This window comes from Aeromonas sp. DNRA1 (genome assembly GCF_963888745.1).
In the GTDB taxonomy this organism is placed as follows: domain Bacteria; phylum Pseudomonadota; class Gammaproteobacteria; order Enterobacterales; family Aeromonadaceae; genus Aeromonas; species Aeromonas hydrophila.
In genome coordinates this window covers 612,838-631,225 of sequence record NZ_CAWPKQ010000003.1, presented here as the reverse complement: position 1 = coordinate 631,225, position 18,388 = coordinate 612,838, and the positions used below count along the sequence as shown (strand labels likewise).

Annotated in this window: 12 protein-coding genes; 11 read left to right on the top strand and 1 reads right to left on the bottom strand. The window is 58.8% G+C overall.

Features of this window, described 5'->3' with window-relative positions; genetic code table 11:
• Nucleotides 1–97 precede the first annotated feature (97 nt).
• The 11 genes from pepN to rmf all read left to right on the top strand — a co-directional run bounded on the left by pepN (nucleotide 98) and on the right by rmf (nucleotide 17,714).
• Complete coding sequence (gene pepN, locus AACQ43_RS12775) at nucleotides 98–2,722, top strand: aminopeptidase N (protein WP_168967515.1); 2,625 nt, start codon at nucleotides 98–100, stop codon at nucleotides 2,720–2,722.
• Between the two features lie 72 nt (nucleotides 2,723–2,794).
• Complete coding sequence (locus AACQ43_RS12770; protein ID WP_005300804.1) at nucleotides 2,795–3,016, top strand: DUF2835 domain-containing protein; 222 nt, start codon at nucleotides 2,795–2,797, stop codon at nucleotides 3,014–3,016.
• Between the two features lie 278 nt (nucleotides 3,017–3,294).
• Complete coding sequence (locus AACQ43_RS12765; protein ID WP_168967514.1) at nucleotides 3,295–8,154, top strand: NAD-glutamate dehydrogenase; 4,860 nt, start codon at nucleotides 3,295–3,297, stop codon at nucleotides 8,152–8,154.
• Nucleotides 8,155–8,230: 76 nt separating this feature from the next.
• Nucleotides 8,231–9,241 carry a quinone-dependent dihydroorotate dehydrogenase gene (gene pyrD, locus AACQ43_RS12760; protein WP_017410052.1) on the top strand — a complete coding sequence of 337 codons (1,011 nt, stop codon included), beginning with the start codon at nucleotides 8,231–8,233 and terminating at the stop codon, nucleotides 9,239–9,241.
• Between the two features lie 87 nt (nucleotides 9,242–9,328).
• A complete protein-coding gene (locus tag AACQ43_RS12755) occupies nucleotides 9,329–9,865 on the top strand; it encodes a cell division protein ZapC (protein ID WP_076360778.1) in 537 nt (178 codons plus the stop codon).
• A 268-nt stretch (nucleotides 9,866–10,133) separates the two neighbouring features.
• A complete protein-coding gene (locus AACQ43_RS12750; protein ID WP_168967513.1) occupies nucleotides 10,134–10,637 on the top strand; it encodes a hypothetical protein in 504 nt (167 codons plus the stop codon).
• A gap of 692 nt (nucleotides 10,638–11,329) precedes the next feature.
• Nucleotides 11,330–13,501: a bifunctional 23S rRNA (guanine(2069)-N(7))-methyltransferase RlmK/23S rRNA (guanine(2445)-N(2))-methyltransferase RlmL gene (gene rlmKL, locus AACQ43_RS12745; RefSeq protein WP_168967512.1), complete on the top strand. Its 2,172-nt coding sequence runs from the start codon at nucleotides 11,330–11,332 to the stop codon at nucleotides 13,499–13,501.
• Nucleotides 13,501–13,731, top strand: a complete 231-nt coding sequence (locus AACQ43_RS12740) for a glutaredoxin family protein (RefSeq protein WP_168967511.1) — start codon at nucleotides 13,501–13,503, stop codon at nucleotides 13,729–13,731. Before rlmKL ends, AACQ43_RS12740 begins: the two co-directional genes overlap by 1 nt.
• A gap of 74 nt (nucleotides 13,732–13,805) precedes the next feature.
• A complete protein-coding gene (gene uup, locus AACQ43_RS12735) occupies nucleotides 13,806–15,728 on the top strand; it encodes an ATP-binding cassette ATPase Uup (RefSeq protein WP_045526530.1) in 1,923 nt (640 codons plus the stop codon).
• Between the two features lie 8 nt (nucleotides 15,729–15,736).
• Complete coding sequence (locus AACQ43_RS12730; RefSeq protein WP_168967510.1) at nucleotides 15,737–17,374, top strand: DUF3466 family protein; 1,638 nt, start codon at nucleotides 15,737–15,739, stop codon at nucleotides 17,372–17,374.
• A 160-nt stretch (nucleotides 17,375–17,534) separates the two neighbouring features.
• Nucleotides 17,535–17,714, top strand: coding sequence for a ribosome modulation factor (rmf, locus tag AACQ43_RS12725; protein ID WP_005315693.1), 180 nt, complete (start codon nucleotides 17,535–17,537; stop codon nucleotides 17,712–17,714).
• 82 nt (nucleotides 17,715–17,796) lie between these two features.
• On the opposite strand, the gene fabA is transcribed toward rmf, so the two are convergent.
• Entirely contained in the window at nucleotides 17,797–18,357 is a 561-nt protein-coding gene (gene fabA / locus AACQ43_RS12720) for a 3-hydroxyacyl-[acyl-carrier-protein] dehydratase FabA (protein ID WP_016350690.1), read from the bottom strand.
• Nucleotides 18,358–18,388 lie beyond the last annotated feature (31 nt).

Below are 18,388 nucleotides of genomic sequence, written 5' to 3'. Positions count from 1 at the left end.
GTCGCCCTTTCTTTTGCCTGAATGCAAACTATTTGACCCTGCCAACCGGTTGTGACAGCCTCTGACACGTCAATTACAAGCGTGGAAGCAAACAATAATGACCGATCACTCCCAGGCCATGACGGCCAAATATCGCCAGGATTACCGGGCTCCGCTCTACTGGATCGACAGCATCGATCTCGACTTTCAACTGCAGGAGCCGCTGACCCAGGTGACCGCCATCTCCCGTCTGCGGCGCAACGGCGAGCACAATGAACCGTTGGTGCTGGATGGGGAGGGTCTCTCCCTGCACAGCGTCAGCGTGGACGGAGTGCCCTTCACCCAGTACGAGCAGGGCGAGAGCAGCCTGACCCTGTTCAACCTGCCCGCCGAGTGCGTGCTGACCATCGTGACCCTGCTGGATCCGGCCGCCAACACCGCGCTGGAAGGACTCTACAAGTCCGGCGACGCCTACTGCACCCAGTGCGAGGCGGAGGGCTTTCGCCGCATCACCTATTACCTGGACCGGCCCGACATTCTGGCCCGTTACAGCACCCGCATCACCGCCGACAAATCCCAGTTCCCTTTCCTGCTCTCCAACGGCAACAAGGTCGACAGTGGCGATCTGGGTGACGGCCGTCACTTCGTGCAGTGGCAGGATCCCTTCCCCAAACCGAGTTACCTGTTTGCCCTGGTGGCCGGGGACTTCGATGTGGAACGCAGCCATTACGTCACCAAGAGCGGCCGCAAGGTGGCCCTCGAGATCTTCGTCGACAAGGGCAACCTGGACCGCGCCGGTTTCGCCATGGAGAGCCTCATCAACTCCATGCGCTGGGACGAGCAGCGCTTCGGCCTCGAGTATGACCTCGACATCTATATGATCGTGGCGGTGGACTTCTTCAACATGGGCGCCATGGAGAACAAGGGGCTCAACATCTTCAACTCCAAGTTCGTGCTGGCCAACCCGGCTACCGCCACCGACAGCGACTACCACGGTATCGAGCGGGTGATCGGCCACGAATACTTCCACAACTGGACCGGCAACCGCGTCACCTGCCGCGACTGGTTCCAGCTCAGCTTGAAAGAGGGGCTGACCGTGTTCCGGGATCAGGAGTTCTCCTCCGATCTGGGCTCGCGCGGGGTCAATCGCATCAATAACGTGCGCACCGTACGGGGCCCGCAGTTTGCTGAAGATGCCGGCCCCATGGCACACCCCATCCGCCCGGATGTGGTGATCGAGATGAACAACTTCTACACCCTGACCGTCTACGAGAAGGGCTCGGAAGTGATCCGCATGCTGCACACCCTGCTGGGTGAGGCCGCCTTCCAGGCGGGCATGCGCCTCTATTTCGAGCGCTTTGACGGCCAGGCGGTCACCTGTGATGACTTCGTGCAGGCGATGGAAGATGCTTCCGGGGTGGATCTCGGCCGCTTCCGCCGCTGGTACAGCCAGTCCGGGACTCCCGAGCTCACCGTGACCGACGAGTACGATGCCGCAAGCGGCGTCTATCGCCTGCACGTGAGCCAGCACACCCCGCCGACCCAGGATCAGCCGCAAAAACTGCCGCTGCACATTCCGCTCGACATCGAACTCTATGATGAGCAAGGGGGCGTCATCCCGCTGCAGTATCAGGGCAAGGCCATCGGCAACGTACTCGACGTGCTGGAAGCACAGCAGACCTTCGTGTTCGATCGGGTGGCGGTCAAGCCGGTGCCCTCCCTGCTGCGTGACTTCTCGGCACCGGTCAAGCTGCATTTTGACTACAGCGACGAGGCGCTGGCCTTCCTGATGCGCCATGCCCGCAACGAGTTTGCTCGCTGGGATGCGGCGCAGATGCTGATCAACAAGGCGGTCATCGAGAGCGTGGCCCGAGTGCAGCACGGGCAGGGGGTAGAACTCTCCCAGACCTTGCTGGCGGCCTTTGTCGCCATTCTGGACGACGGCGAACTGGATCCGGCCCTCAAGGCGGAGATCCTGGCGCTGCCGGGTGAAGCGACCCTGGCCGAGCTGTTCGAGGTGGCCGACATCGATGCCATCCATCAGGTTCGCAACGAGATCCACACCTCGCTGGCCCACGCTTTCGGTGCTCGTCTGACGAGCAGCTACGAAGCGCTGCGCCTGCCGGCGTATCAGGTGGTGCACGCCGACATGGCAAAGCGGGCGCTCAAGGGGGTCGTGCTGGGTTATCTGGCGGCGCTCGACGCCGGCAGTGCCGATCTGCTGGTACGCCAGCAATATGCCACCGCCGACAACATGACCGACACCCTGGCGGCGCTGCAGGTGGCCAACAGCCATCTGCTGTCGTGCCGCTCCGAGCTGCTGGCCGATTTCGAAGGCAAGTGGGCCAAGGACGGACTGGTGCTGGACAACTGGTTGCGACTGGTGGGCTCCAAGCCGGCGGAAGACGTGTTGGAGGAGGTGAAGCAGGCGATGGCGCATCCCACCTTCAGCATCCGCAACCCGAACCGGCTGCGGGCGCTGGTGGCCAGTTTTGCCATGAACAACCAGGTGCAGTTCCATGCGCGCGATGGTCGCGGCTACCGCTTCCTGACCGATCTCTTGATCGAGCTCAACGAGGTCAATCCGCAGGTGGCCTCCCGCCTCATCACCCCGCTCATCCAGTTCAAGCGGCTCGATGAGGGGCGCAAGGCGCTGATCCGCACCGAGCTGACCCGTCTGGCCAACCTCGAGGGGCTGGCACGGGATCTGTTCGAGAAGGTGAGCAAGGCACTGCAGCAGTAAACCCGACGGGGTGGGGGAGCCATCTCCCACCCTTTCAACACTCGGGCCGTTTATCAGATCAGAGGAGTCATCGTGAAGCAGTTTACCTTTCGCCTGTCCCTGAGCCACGACGAGGTTATGCTGATGTATCAGGGCCATGCCAAACGGCTGGTGGTACGCAGCGAGCAGGGGCTGACCCTGGAGCTGGGTATTGAGAAAATCCGGCCTTTCGTCGCCATCAGCGGGGTACATGGCTATTTTCGCCTCAAAACCCAGGATGATTATCGCTTTATCAGCCTTGAACGCATAAATTAACAAAACTTGAACATATTTCCGCGTAATTCACTGCTTTCTGTCACTATCTATCCGGTAAATCCGTAACCATCCAGTGGGATTTTCTGTTTTTTGCCTGAACGGCAAAATATTTCACAGCTTAAGGCGTGATCTGACCCTTGTTTTTAACAACTCATTATCACCTTTGCTCGCCTTCCTTGATCCAAGACATTACACTTCGCAGCAACTCTGTACCGGTTGGCATCCAGGGTGGATGTCTCTGTGTCGGTGGTTAATGTCGTCCGATAAGGAATATAGAAATGGCATTGAAAGACGCCCCTACCTCAGTTCTGCTCGAAAACGTTCTCAGCCTGATCCATCAGAAGTTGCCCAAGAAGAGTGCCTCCCTGGTCGAGTGCTTCGTCGCCAAGTTCTACGGCAACATGGCGAGCACCGATCTGCACGATCGCAATGACAGCGATCTCTATGGCGCCGCGCTCAGCCTGTGGAATGCGCTCAATCAGCGCACCTCGACCACCCCCTATATCCGGGTCTACAATCCCGAGCTGACCCGCCATGGCTGGCAGTCTCCCCATACCATCGTCGAGATCATCTTGCAGGACTCCCCCTTCCTGGTGGACTCCATCCGCATGGCGCTCAAGCGCCGGGGCATCACGGCGCACATGATGCTGCACCAGCCGCTGCACCTCATTCGCGGCAATGAGGGCAAGATCAGCGCCATTCTGGATCTCGACAACAGTGCCGAACAGACCTCGGTCGAGACCGCCTTCCTCATCGAAATCGATCACCTCACCAGCGAGGAGCAGATGGAAGGGCTGACCGCTGAGCTCAACTCGGTGGCCGGTGAAGTGGCGCTGGCGGTCGGTGACTGGCAGCCGATGCTGGCGCGTCTGAACGAGATCATCGACGAGCTGCCCAAGCGCAAGAACCCGGTCAGTCAGGCCGAAGTGGACTCCTGCGTTGCCTTCCTCAAGTGGGTGGCTGCCCATAATTTCACCCTGATGGGCTATCGCCGCTATGACGTCAAGGCGGTGGAGGGGGATCACGAGATCCTGCCCCAGGCCGACTCCAGCCTGGGTTTGATGAAGAACTCCATCAAGGAAGTGGGGCAGCGCCTTGGCAACATGCCGGCCAGTGCCCGTCACGCGGCGCTGAGTTCTGACCTGCTGATCCTCACCAAGTCCAACAGCAAGTCGCGGGTGCATCGCCCGGCGTATGTGGATTACATCGGCATCAAGCGCTTCGACGAGCACGGCAAGGTGGTAGGAGAGGATCGCTTCATCGGCCTGTATGCCTCCTCCATCTACAACACCAGCGCAACCCAGATCCCGCTCATCAGTCACCGTCTCGAGCACATCATGGCCGCCTCCGGTCACGAGAAGGGCTCCCACGCTTACAAGGCGCTGCTGAACGTACTGGAAACCTACCCGCGCGACGAGCTGATCCAGGCCCGTGAAGAGGAGCTGCTGGCCACCGGTCTTGGCGTACTGGAGATGCAGGAGCGCGACATGCTGCGCCTGTTCGTGCGCCGCGACGTGTACGGCCGTTTCTTCTCCTGCATGGTCTATGTCACCAAGGAGCGCTACAACACGGCGCTGCGGGTCAAGACCCAACAGATCCTGCAGAAGTATTTTGGCAGCAGCGAAGAAGTGGAGTTCAACGTCTACTTCACCGAGGGCGTGCTGGCACGGACCCACTACATAGTGCGGGTCAACAACAACAACGTGGATGTGGATGTGAACGAAGTACAGAACAACCTGATTGAAGCGGCCCGCAGCTGGGATGATCGCCTGGATTCCGTGCTGCTCTCTCACTACGGTGAAGCCCGCGGCAACGAACTGCGCCGCCGTTTCAGCACCGCCTTCCCCCGTGCCTACAAGGAAGATGTGCTGCCGGGTTCCGCCGTGGCCGACATCATGGAGCTGGACAACCTGAGCGAGGCCAATCCGCTCGGCATGCTGTTCTACCGTGCCCAAGAGGAAGAGAACGATCGCCGGGTTCGCCTCAAACTGTTCCACCGCACCGAACCCATCCACCTCTCCGATGTGCTGCCCATGCTGGAAAACATGGGGCTGCGCGTCATCGGCGAAACCCCGTATCAGGTGCGCACCCCGGCGGGTGACATCTTCTGGATCCTCGACTTCTCCATGCTGCTGCATGGCGAGCAGCCGTTCGATCTGGAGCAGAGCCAGCAGCGCTTCCAGCAGGCCTTCGCGGCCATCTGGAACAAGCAGCTGGAAGATGACGGCTTCAACCGCCTGGTGCTGGGGGCCGGCCTCACCGGTCGTCAGGTATCCGTGCTGCGCGCCTATGCCAAATACATGCGTCAGACCGGCGTCTCCTTCAGCCAGTCCTATATCGAAGAGACCCTGACCCGCTACCCGGATATCGCCCAACTGTTGTTCACCCTGTTCGAACAGCGCCTGGATCCGGCCGGCAAGCAGGACGCCAAGGTACCATCGCAAGATGCCAAGGCATCCGCCAAGCTGCACGAGCAGCTCGCCGCCAAGCTGGATCAGGTAGCCAACCTGGATGACGATCGTATCATCCGCCGCTATGTGGAGATGATCGACGCCACCCTGCGTACCAACTACTACCAGCTGGACAAGGCGGGCAACATCAAGCCCTACATCTCCTTCAAGCTGGCCCCCTCCAGCATTACCGACATGCCGCTGCCGCTGCCCAAGTTCGAGATCTTCGTCTACTCGCCGCGGGTGGAAGGGGTGCACCTGCGCTGGGGCAAGGTGGCCCGTGGCGGTCTGCGCTGGTCCGATCGCAAGGAGGACTTCCGTACCGAAGTGCTGGGTCTGGTAAAGGCTCAACAGGTGAAGAACACCGTCATCGTGCCGGTCGGTGCCAAGGGCGGCTTCTACTGCAAACAGATGCCGGCGGGGGCCCCCCGTGCCGTGATCCAGGAAGAGGGCAAGGCCTGCTATCGCCTGTTTATCCGCGGCCTGCTCGATGTGACCGACAACATCATCGGCGGCGAGGTGATCCCGCCGAAATCCGTGGTGCGTCACGACGAGGATGATTACTACCTGGTAGTGGCTGCCGACAAGGGCACCGCGACCTTCTCCGACATCGCCAACGAGATAAGCCTGGAATACGGCCACTGGCTGGGCGATGCGTTCGCCTCCGGCGGCTCGGTCGGCTATGACCACAAGAAGATGGGCATCACCGCCCGTGGCGCCTGGGAATCGGTCAAGCGGCATTTTCGCGAGATCGGCGTAAACTGCCAGACCACCGACTTCACCTGCGTCGGCATCGGCGACATGGCGGGGGACGTGTTCGGCAACGGCATGCTGCTCTCCGAGCACACCCAGCTGGTGGGCGCCTTCAACCACATGCACATCTTCATCGACCCGACCCCCAATGCGGCCAAGAGCTTCGTCGAGCGCAAGCGCCTGTTCGAGCTGCCCGGCTCCAGCTGGGATGACTACAACCGTGAGCTGATATCACAAGGGGGCGGCATCTTCCTGCGCTCGGCCAAGTCCATCAAGCTGAGCCTCGAGATCCAGACCCTGCTCGGTACCGACAAGGCCAGCATGGCGCCGAACGAGCTGATCAAGGCGCTGCTCTGCCTGAACGTTGATCTGCTGTGGAACGGCGGCATCGGCACCTATGTGAAGAGTTCCCGCGAGAGCGACGCTGAAGTGGGCGATCGCAGCAACGACGTGCTGCGGGTCAATGGCCGCGATCTGCGGGCCCGCATCGTGGGTGAGGGCGGCAACCTCGGCTTTACCCAGCTGGGCCGGGTGGAGTACGCCAGCCAGGGTGGACGCATCAACACCGACTTCACCGACAACGTGGGCGGGGTGGATTGCTCTGACAACGAGGTGAACATCAAGATCCTGCTCAACCACTTGGTGGCAGCCGGTGACCTGACCCTCAAGCAGCGCAACCAGATGCTCTATGAGATGACTGACGACGTGGCGCAGATTGTCATCACCAACGCCTACCGTCAGTCCCAGTCCATCTCGGTGACCAGTTTCCGCGGTGCCGAGCAGCTCAAGGAGCAGCAGCGTTTCATCCAGGGGCTGGAGCGGGAAGGCAAGCTGGACCGCGCCCTGGAGTTCCTGCCCTCCGACGAGGAGCTCTCCGAGCGGATGGCGGCAGGGCAGGGGCTGACCCGACCCGAACTGGCGGTGCTGGTGGCCTACGGCAAGATGGTACTGAAAGAGCAGCTCAACTGCCCGGAAGTGACCGACGAGCCCTTCCTCGCCAACATGCTGGTGACCAGCTTCCCGGCCAAGCTGCAGCAGCAGTTCGGGGCGGCACTGGCCCAGCATCCGCTGCGCGGCGAAATCATCGCGACCCGGGTGGCCAACATGCTGGTCAATGACATGGGGCTCAACTTCGCCAGCCGGATGAAGGACGAGACCGGTGCCTCGGTGGCGGAAGTTGCCTGCTGCTTCGCCATGGCCCGCGAGGTATTTGGCCTCAACCAGCTGTGGCGCGACATCGAAGGGTGCGACAACCTGGTAGGGGCAGAGACCCAGCTCGAACTGATGTTCTACAGCCGCCGCATCGTGCGCCGCGCCACCCGCTGGTTCCTGCGCGCCCGCAATCGCAGCTGGAGCATCAGCGAGAACATCGCCTTCTTCCGCCCGGCCTTCGAGACGCTGGGTCAGCACCTCTACGAGGTGATGGACGAGAGCGAAGTGGCCGAGCACCAGCAAGCGGTCGCGGCGTTGGTGGCCAAGCAAGTGCCACAAGCCATCGCCCGTCAGGTAGCCCACATGAGCAGCCTCTTCTCCAGCCTGGATCTGGCGCAGATCGCCGCGGAGCACAAGACCGACATCCTGCGTGCCGCCAACGTCTACTACCGTCTCGGCGCCAAGCTGGATCTGCACTGGTTCCTCGACCAGATCAACCATCAACCGGTGGGCAACCACTGGCAGGCGATGGCGCGGGCCTCCTTCCGCGAAGATCTGGACTGGCAGCAGCGCAGCCTCACTTCCGTGGTGCTGGAAGGGTGCAAAGATCAGGGAGAATGCGCTACCATACTGGCCGACTGGATTTCGGAGCATGAGCAACTCTTGTCCCGTTGGACCCACATGTTGGCCGACTTCAAGACCACCAGTACCCACGAGTTCGCCAAGTTCTCGGTGGCCTTGCGGGAGTTGAACCTGCTCCAGTTGAATTGCCGAGCACTGTAATTGCCAGTTAAGGCATAACAGCGGTATCACACCCAAAGCCCCGGCCAGTTGCCGGGGCTTTTTTTAAGGAGCAAACATGCTGTACCCTCTCGCCAGGCATTTCCTGTTCAAGCTCAACCCGGAACAGGCGCACGATCTCTCCATCAAATATCTGCCCCGCCTTCTCGGTACGCCGCTTGATTGTTTCTTCCGCCACTCCTTGCCCAAACGCCCCGTCACTGTCATGGGGCTTTCTTTTGCCAATCCGGTGGGTCTGGCGGCCGGTCTGGACAAGGATGGCGAGTGTATCGATGCCTTCGGGGCCATGGGATTCGGCTTTATCGAGGTCGGTACCGTCACCCCCAGACCCCAGAGCGGCAATGACAAGCCGCGTCTGTTCCGGGTGATTCCGGCAGAGGGGATCATCAACCGGATGGGCTTCAACAACAAAGGGGTCGACCATCTGGTTGCCCAGGTCAAGAAGGCCAAATATCAGGGGGTGATCGGCATCAATATCGGCAAGAACAAGGACACCCCCATCGAGCAGGGCAAGGATGATTACCTGATCTGCATGGACAAGGTGTATGACCATGCCGGTTATATTGCCGTCAATATCTCTTCCCCCAATACGCCGGGGTTGCGTTCACTGCAATATGGCGATGCGCTGGATGAACTGTTGGCTGCCCTCAAGGTCCGTCAGCAAGAGCTGGCCGCGCAATATAAGAAGTACGTGCCACTGGCCGTTAAAATTGCGCCGGATTTGACTCTGGATGAAATTAATCAGGTGGCCGCATCCTTGATAAAAAATGGCATTGATGGGGTGATTGCCACCAATACCACCCTTGAGCGCGACATGATTTATGACATGCCCCATGCCGCTGAAGCGGGTGGGCTCAGCGGTCGTCCGCTGCAGCACAAGAGCACCGAAGTGATCCGCCAGCTGGCCAAGGCACTGGATGGTGCGCTGCCCATTATTGGCGTAGGTGGCATCGACAGTGCCATGGCGGCCCGCGAGAAGCTGGCAGCGGGTGCCAGTCTGGTCCAGATTTACAGCGGCTTTATTTATAAGGGCCCGGATCTGGTCAAAGAGATTGTGACCCATATATAAGAAATAAATCGGTGCCCTTTATTTAAAGTTGCTGAAATTCTCGACATGGAATAAAGTCGAGTAACGACTTTCAGTAAGGGCACCTGCATGTGTATCCAACCCAATGACAATTGGCAGTGGCATTATGATGCTCATGATGATCGTCTGATGCTGGATTTATCCGATAGCATGATCTTCGCCACCGAATATAAAGGGCGGCAGCTTGTCCCCTGTTCCTTCACCACCCAGCCTTTTTGCGTGGATGACGCAGCGCTTTATTATCAGTTGATGGACAGGGTTGCCGAACTGGAGTGGAGTGTACCGCATCAGGTTCAGCTGGTACTCAATGCCATCGCTGTCAGCCGCTTTTACAAACCCCTGATGCCACAAAGCTGGTTCTTTGGGGAAACCCACCCCGCCATTATTCCCGAAACCGGTGCGCTGGTGTGCATGGGCACTCCGCATGGCAAAGGGGAGTTTCTGGTGATCGAAGCCGGGGAACAGGCCAGCGTCTGTTTGAACCTGACTGACGATCTCATATTGACCACCAGCAAGACACTACCCCGTTTTGGCGTCATCAAGGTGATGAACAATCGCATGAGTCCAAGGCCGGTGGCACAGGCGCAATATCGCCAGGTGAGTTGATCTTTTTCAACTGTGACAGTTCTATGACCACATGACAACTGGGCTAAAATTAGCCAGACGTCACCTTTTAACATGCTATTCTGAATCCAATCTGAATTTCCTCCTCACGGTGGGCGATTATTTTTCATTGCTACCGGACGCTATCCTTGAAAACGTGAACTGTGCCACTTGAGGCTTTCCTGTAAACTCCGTAATCTCAAAATGCGAGTGTAATAATGTGCGTGTATCTGGTTGATACGTGTAAGTAGCATGATCAAGGAAATGACTCATGAAAATAAACAAGTATCTACTGACCAGTAGTCTGTTTCTTCTACCTCTGACCACATCAGCAACAGAGGATATATCGGTTCTCGTCTACGGAGCATCCATACACAGTGGATGTGAAAAGGCCAAAGGCCCACATGGCAAGACCTGTGATTTTAACAATATCAATCCGGGGCTGGGGGTAGACTGGGCATTTTGGGGGAATCAGGAGACCGGCAAACTTTCACTGCGTGGCGCTGGTTATGAAGACTCCTATGAGAAATTTGCCGCCTATGCCGGCTTTATGTATCGCAAGGAGTGGTATCTTACCGAGAGCGTTTTTGCTGGCTTGGGGTTGCAGGCTGGCTATCTCGATGGCTCAGGGGTCAATGGCTTCGCCATGCTGCCCATTGTCAGTCTGGGCTATAAAAATGTAGCCTTGGAAATTGGGTATGCACCCAAGATGAACAATGTTCCTGGTCGCAAACATGTGGCTGTGACATCATTTGGTTTGCGCTGGGCAATTTAATGTTGCCATGCTAATTGAAGACCCGCATCAAGCGGGTCTTTTACATTGGACAAGCGCCACATTGAACCACTGTTAATGGATGATCATAGAAGAAGGTATAACGCAGCTTTTGGGCGTTTCATAGGCATTAGATAAAAATGCCCTCCGATCAATTTGATAAGAGGGCGGCAAACACACACTACAGGAGGAATAAGCGGTTGTATCAACAACACGGGGTTATTCTAAATCCTGTAGTTTCTCTTGAAACCTGATAGATGTGACAGTCGGACAATAGCGATATGAACAGGGAGGCGAGGCAAAAAATAGCCCTCCCGTTTACGGACGATAACGGGAGGGCCAAACACGGGGTTTACAGAAAGGACTTGCTCTGTCGTGGGAAATAATAACGAGTTGAGTCTTGTTTGACGCCTGTCAGATATGGCAGCGGGACAACTCACCTATTCTTGACCATGGCCATGTCATATATGGTTGCAGCCTCAGCGAGGTAATGCCGTGCCAATAAGAGATGCCCGAGCAAATCAGGTTATTGTTTGAACTGCGCTGAGCCGCCCGTACGTTTTTTTCGTCTGATCCTTCCTGCGTGCATGCCTCGCCAGAACGGCCAAAAGGTCGGAGGCGGCGCATGTCAGATACCTTCGGTTTATGTCGTCACTGGCAAGCTTTTGCTGCTCCGGATCGCGGCTTAAGGTATAATGCGGCACTATTTTTATGGGTTCCCCGTGAGCGTGATGAAAGAATTTTTTGCAACCTGCCCAAAAGGGCTGGAAAACCTGTTGGCCGTCGAGCTGACCAACCTGGGCGCAGAGCAGGTCCGTGAGACCGTGGCTGGCGTGCATTTCAAAGGCGAACTGGCCATTGGCTACAAGGCCTGTCTGTGGAGCCGTTTCGCCTCCCGCATCGTACTGGTGTTGTCCGAATTCCAGATGAATGACGACCTGGATCTCTATCTGGGTGCTCACACCATTCCCTGGGAAGAACACTTCTCCGGTACCTCCACCATTGCCGTCGACTTTACCGGTACCAATCCGGCCATTCGCAATACCCAGTACGGTGCCCTGAAGATCAAGGATGCCATCGTCGATCGCTTCACCAAGCGTGGTCACGTGCGCCCTGACGTGGACAAGAAGTCGCCGGATATTCGCATCATGGCGCACCTGGGCAAGGGCAAGGCCAATATCACGCTGGACTTGTCAGGCCCGGCGCTGCACCAGCGTTTCTACCGTCAGGGCACCGGCGAGGCGCCGCTCAAAGAGAACCTGGCCGCCGCCATGATTGCCCGTAGCGGCTGGGCCGGCGAGCCCATGATGGACCCCATGTGTGGCTCCGGTACGCTGCTGGTGGAAGCCGCCTTTATCGCCGCCGACATGGCACCGGCCCTGCGCCGCGAGCGCTTCGGATTTGATCGCTGGCTGCAGCACGATAGCGAGCTGTGGCAGAGCCTGCTGATGGAGGCTCAGGTACGGGCCAAGCGCGGCATGCAGCGCTGTGAAGTGAAGCTGTTTGGTTGCGATGCCGACAGCCGTGTACTGCTCAAAGCCCGCGACAACGCCAAAGCCGCCGGCGTGGCCCATCTCATCACCTTCAAACAGGCCGATGTCACTGCGCTGGAAAACCCGCTGCCGATGCTGGCAGTGGAAGGGGAGGCTCGTCAGGTCGGCATGCTGATCTCCAACCCGCCCTATGGCGAGCGTCTTGGCGAGTTCCCGGCACTGCTGGAAGTGCATCAGGCCCTCGGTGATGCCCTGCGTCGCAGCTTCCAGGGCTGGAAAGTCTCCATTCTTTCCGCATCCCCCGAACTCTTGAGCTGCCTGCGTCTGCGCGCCGACAAACAATACCGCCTGTTCAACGGCGCCCTCGAGTGTCAGCTGCGCAACTACCAGATTGCACAGGACTCCGTCGCTTCCCAGAAAGAGGTGGCGCAGGACTTTGCCAACCGTCTGCGCAAGAATCTGAAGACCCTGGAGAAGTGGGCACAGAAAGAGAACCTCGACTGCTATCGCCTCTACGATGCCGATCTGCCGGAATACAACGCCGCCATCGACCGTTATCAGGACTATCTGGTGGTGCAGGAGTACGCGGCGCCCAAGGACATCCCCGCCCAGAAGACTCGTCAGCGTCTGCTCGACATGGTGCAGGCCGCCATCAAGGTGACCGGCATGGACGGTGAGAAGGTGATCCTGAAAGTGCGCGAGCGTCAGGAAGGCAAACAGCAGTACCAGAAACTCTCCGAAGAGCAGCACCGGATGGAAGTGCAGGAGTACGGTGCCCGTCTGTGGGTCAACCTCTACGACTATCTGGATACCGGCCTGTTCCTCGACCACCGTCAGACCCGCCGCATGCTGGGTCAGATGGCCAAGGGCAAGCGCTTCCTGAACCTCTTTGCCTACACCGGCAGTGCCACCGTGCACGCTGGGCTCGGCGGCGCCAGCGAAACCACCACGGTGGATATGTCGCGCACCTACCTCAACTGGGCACAGGACAACATGCGCCTCAACTCGCTGGTGGGCCGAGAGCACAAGTTCGTGCAGGCCGACTGCCTGAAGTGGCTGTCTGAAGCGGACGAGCAGTACGATCTCATCTTCATCGATCCGCCCACCTTCTCCAACTCCAAGCGGATGGACGAGAGCTTCGACGTGCAGCGTGATCACCTGCTGCTGATGCAGCACCTGAAGCGGCTGCTGGCTGCGGGGGGCACCCTGGTGTTCTCCAACAACAAGCGCCACTTCAAGATGGATCTGGCCGGTCTCGAGGCCATCGGTCTCAAGGCACAGAACATTACTAGCAAGACCCGGCCCAAGGATTTCGAGCGCAACCAGCACATCCACAACTGCTGGATCATCACCCATGCGGAGGCCCAGGCCTGATGCTGACCCTGTTTCACACCGACGGCTGCCACCTGTGCGAACAGGCGTGGGCGCTGGTGGAGCAGGCCGGTCTTGCGGCCGATACTCGCCAGTGCGACATCATGGATGATGCGCAGTGGCTTGCCGCCTATCGGGTGCGCATTCCGGTATTGCGCGATGAGGCGGGGCGTGAACTGGGTTGGCCCTTCACCCTGGCTGAGCTGCAAGCGTGGCTTGCCAGGCAGGGGTGAGCGGGCGATTTGACGATGAAACGGGGGGAGCTCCAGTCTGCCACCCGTTTTTTCATTAGCAATAAGGAACAAGAATGGCTCTTTTGACATTGCACGGCGCGTCGTTGTCGTTCAGTGATTTTCCGCTGCTCGATCAGGCCGAGCTCACCATCGAGCGGGGCGAGCGCCTCTGCCTGGTTGGGCGCAACGGGGCGGGCAAGTCCACCCTGATGAAGGTCATCGCTGGCGAACTGCCGCTCGATGACGGCCGTCTGGTGCTGCAACAAGATTTGAAAGTGACCCGTCTCGAGCAGGATCCCCCCGCGTCGAGCGAACTCACCGTGTTTGACTACGCCGCCGAAGGGCTGGCCGGGGTAGGGGAGCTGCTCAAGCAGTATCACCATATCTCCATGGAGCTGGCACACGATGCCTCCGATGCCAACATCCGCAAGATGAGCCAGCTGCAGGAGCAGCTCGACTACCAGAATGGCTGGCAGTTCGAGACTCGCATCAATCAGGTGCTGACTCTGCTCGGTCTGGATCCCGACGTGACCCTCGACAGCCTCTCCGGTGGCTGGCTGCGCAAGGTGGCACTGGCCCGCGCGCTGGCCTGCGATCCGGATCTGTTGCTGCTGGACGAGCCGACCAACCACCTGGACATCGATGCCATCAACTGGCTGGAAGAGTTCCTCAAGGATTTTCGCGGCGCCATCGTCTTCATCTCCCACGACCGGGAGTTCATCCACAAGCTGGCGACCCGGATCATCGATCTGGACCGCGGCGTGATCACCTCCTGGCCCGGCAACTACGACGAGTACCTGCAGGGGAAAGAGGAGTGGTTGCGAGTCGAGGAGCTCAAGAACGCCGAATTCGATCGCAAGCTTGCCCAGGAAGAGGTGTGGGTACGCCAGGGCATCAAGGCCCGTCGCACCCGCAATGAGGGACGAGTGCGCGCCCTCAAGGCGATGCGGATGGAGCGGACCCAGCGCCGTGAACTGCAGGGCAAGGCCAAGCTGCAGCTGGATGAGGCAAGCCGCTCTGGCAAGCTGGTATTTGAAAGTGAAGGCCTGGGGCTGGACTTTGGTGATCGCACCCTGTTCCAGGGGCTGGATCTGCAGGTGCTGCGCGGCGACAAGATTGCGCTGGTCGGCCCCAACGGTTGCGGCAAGTCGACTCTGATCAAGCTGCTTCTCGGCCAGTTGAGCCCAAGTCGTGGCACGGTCAAGGGGGGCACCAATCTGGAAGTGGCCTACTTCGATCAGTACCGCGAGCAGCTCGACCCCGAGAAGACGGTGGTGGACAACGTCGGGGAGGGCAAGCAGGAAGTGATGGTGCGCGGCCGCTCCCGCCACATTCTCGGTTACCTGCAGGACTTCCTGTTTGAACCGAAACGGGCACGCACCCCGGTGAAAGCCTTGTCAGGGGGCGAAAAAAACCGTTTACTGTTGGCCAAATTGTTCTTGAAGCCCAGTAATTTACTGATCCTCGATGAACCAACCAACGACCTGGATGTCGAAACGCTGGAATTGCTGGAAGAGCTGCTGGCGGACTACCCCGGCACCCTGTTGCTGGTGAGTCACGATCGTCGTTTCATCGACAATACCGTGACCGGTTGCTGGTTGTTTGAAGGGGACGGGCAGATAAGCGATTATGTGGGCGGTTACGCCGACATGATGGCCACCCGCGCTCAACAACAGGCACAGCAGTCTGCGCAGCAAGTTGCCAAACAGGCGCAGAGCAAAACGCCAGAGCCTGTCGTGGCGCCGGCGCCTGCTGCCACAAAAGCCAAAAAGCTCTCTTACAAGTTGCAGCTGGAGCTGGATAATCTACCGGCTCGACTGGAACAGCTGGAGGCAGAGCTGGATGCCCTGCAGACCGAGATCAACCACCCCGGTTTCTTCTCCCTGCCGAGCGACCAGACTCAAGCCAAACTGGATGCCCTGAATGCAGCAGAGGCTGCATTGGAACAAGCCTTCTCCCGTTGGGAGGAGTTGGAAGCGTTGAAACATCAGGACTAAGGAAGTAGATGAAAAAGCAATTATCCATGCTGGCCATTCTGGTCAGCGCCAGCCTGCATGCCCAGGCGGCACAAAGTCCCTTTTTCACCATTGTCGATGCGTCCGACAAGGGTTACGCCAGCGGGATCAGCGGCGACGGCAACGGGCTCATCGGGATCAATACCAAGAACAACATGGCCGAGCACTTCTCGACCGTGCGTTTTGCCGACTTCCTGGTCGATCGTTTCCGTTTCGAGCAGGGCTGCATGCTCTCCAACTCGGTCTGTAACTCCTTCTGGAACGACAACAGCAACTTCGCCTATCAGTGGCGTCGTGACTTCCTCGACGGGGTCGACCAGCGCAACAACGTAGGTTACGTGCAGCTGGGCGAGACCGACGGTCTGGTGACCGCGCTGGGCGACGTACCCGGTACCCGGGCGGGCTACAAGATGAGTGGCAAGCTGCGCACTGCCTTCGCCGTGGTCGAGGAGGGCAACCCTGTCGAGCTGAAAGACGGCGCCGGCACTCACAGCCTGAGCGTGCCGACCAGCATCAAGAAACTGGACAACGGCCAGTATCTGGTGACCGGTACCGCCGCCACCGGCAAGAACATTGCCGTCAACTCCGAAACCTACAACTGGTGCTTTGCCGGCAACGACGGTCAGTACGGCGACTACCGCTACTGCCCGGGCCTCAACACCCAGGCCAGCTTCTGGCTGGTCAACAGTACCGGCACCTTCAACAAGCTGCTGCAGGCCAACGAGTATGCCCGCGCCCGCAACGAAGTGGTGCAGACCGCCTCCGCGCTTGGGGTGGGTAAATTCAACGGCAATCTGTACGGGGTAGGGTACTCCTCCACCGGTGAGATCGGCACCAACTACCTGGATGGTCGCAACCTGGCCGCTTACTGGACGCTGGATCTGGATGGCAGCAAGGTAGGCACTACCCAGATCATCCCGCTGGCCGAAGGCGAGCCCGGCAAGGATGACGCCAAGCTGCAACACAGCTGGGCCGTGGGGGTCAACGACAACGGTTACGTGATCGGCAACCAGCTCTATCGCATCAACAAGGGCCAGAACCGCCCGGTCGAGATGTTCGTGTTCAACCTGAACACGCCGACCACCAACGCCGTGGTCTCCTTGCAGGACAAGCCGCTCAGCGGCTCCGGCTCGGAAGCGGCCGCCATCAACAACCACAACATGGTGGTTGGCTGGCGTGACTCCCGTCATCAGACCCAGCCCGTGGTCAACGGCACCAACCGCATGCAGGAAGGCTTCCTGCTCAACGCGGCGACCGGCAATAACTGGTATCTGAACGATCTCATCTGCGGTCTGGATGATGCGGGTGCCAAGCAGTGTGCCCAGAACGGTTACTACTACCACATCGCTTATGCCAGCGGCATCAGCAGCAACGGTACCGTCGCGGCCACGGCTTATCGCTACAACAGCGAGAGCGATCTGAACAACCGCACCAATGCTACCGTGGTCAGCGTCAAGTTGGCGCCGGTCGTGCCCGACTACAAGAACAACGATCCGGCCGGTTATGTGGTCGCCAACGCACCGGTCAACAACCAGACCGGTCAGGATGGCGGCAGCGGTGGTGGCAGCCTGTTCTGGTTGACTCTGCTGGCCCTGCCATTCGCCTGGCTGCGCCGTTTCCAGCGCTAAAAAGTTGTGTCACTAAAAATTAATGCGGTTCAGTGTCTTGTGTCACAATGACCAGATAGCATGAAATTTTTTGTTTGACCCTGCCGACCCCCTGGGGTAAAGATGAAAGCGACCGATGAAAAATTGGTCGCTTTTTTTGTTCCACGGAAGAGGGTCGTAGATGATGAAGAGACAAAAACGGGACCGTCTGGAAAGAGCTCGTGCTCGTGGTTATCAGGCTGGCGTGGTCGGCAAACAGAAAGAAGCGTGTCCGTATCAATGCCTGGATGCCCGTGGGCATTGGCTTGGTGGTTGGCGTGATGCCATGGAAGGGCGGGGCTCAGGCCTCTTCATGAAGTAGCCGGTACTTCATCACTCATTGCAAAAGGAAAGGGGCCATGATGGCCCCTTTACGTTGTTCAGTTTGACCTGAAGGTCAGCACTTAGAATGCGGTGGTGTCCTTGAACAGACCCACTTTCAGATCGGTTGCGCTGTAGATCGGGCGACCATCCACTTCCACCACGCCATCGGCGATCCCCATCACCAGCTTGCGGTTGATGACGCGCTTGAAGGTGATCTTGTAGGTCACTTTCTTGGCGGTAGGCAGGATCTGGCCGGTGAATTTCACCTCGCCAACCCCCAGTGCACGACCCTTGCCGGGGCCGCCTTTCCAGCCCAGGAAGAAACCAACCAGCTGCCACATGGCATCCAGACCGAGACAGCCAGGCATGACCGGATCACCCGGGAAGTGGCAATCGAAGAACCAGAGATCCGGCGTGATATCGAGCTCTGCCAAGATTTCGCCCTTGCCATGCTCACCACCGTTGTCATTGATCTTGACGATGCGATCCATCATCAACATGTTGGGGGCGGGCAGCTGACTGTTACCCTCACCAAACAGTTCGCCACGGCTGCAGGCGAGCAGCTCTTCACGGGTAAACGAGTCTTTGCCTTGTTCACACAGGGAAAGGCGGGCATCAATGGTGGTATTGTCTACGGTCACGCTGTTTATCCTTCAAATGGGTCAAAGCCGG

Coding starts and splice junctions, on each gene's coding strand:
- pepN (WP_168967515.1), top strand. CDS start 98: ATGACCGATCACTCCCAGGCCATGACGGCCAAATATCGCCAGGATTAC.
- AACQ43_RS12765 (WP_168967514.1), top strand. CDS start 3,295: ATGGCATTGAAAGACGCCCCTACCTCAGTTCTGCTCGAAAACGTTCTC.
- pyrD (WP_017410052.1), top strand. CDS start 8,231: ATGCTGTACCCTCTCGCCAGGCATTTCCTGTTCAAGCTCAACCCGGAA.
- AACQ43_RS12755 (WP_076360778.1), top strand. CDS start 9,329: ATGTGTATCCAACCCAATGACAATTGGCAGTGGCATTATGATGCTCAT.
- AACQ43_RS12750 (WP_168967513.1), top strand. CDS start 10,134: ATGAAAATAAACAAGTATCTACTGACCAGTAGTCTGTTTCTTCTACCT.
- rlmKL (WP_168967512.1), top strand. CDS start 11,330: ATGCGGCACTATTTTTATGGGTTCCCCGTGAGCGTGATGAAAGAATTT.
- AACQ43_RS12740 (WP_168967511.1), top strand. CDS start 13,501: ATGCTGACCCTGTTTCACACCGACGGCTGCCACCTGTGCGAACAGGCG.
- uup (WP_045526530.1), top strand. CDS start 13,806: ATGGCTCTTTTGACATTGCACGGCGCGTCGTTGTCGTTCAGTGATTTT.
- AACQ43_RS12730 (WP_168967510.1), top strand. CDS start 15,737: ATGAAAAAGCAATTATCCATGCTGGCCATTCTGGTCAGCGCCAGCCTG.
- rmf (WP_005315693.1), top strand. CDS start 17,535: ATGATGAAGAGACAAAAACGGGACCGTCTGGAAAGAGCTCGTGCTCGT.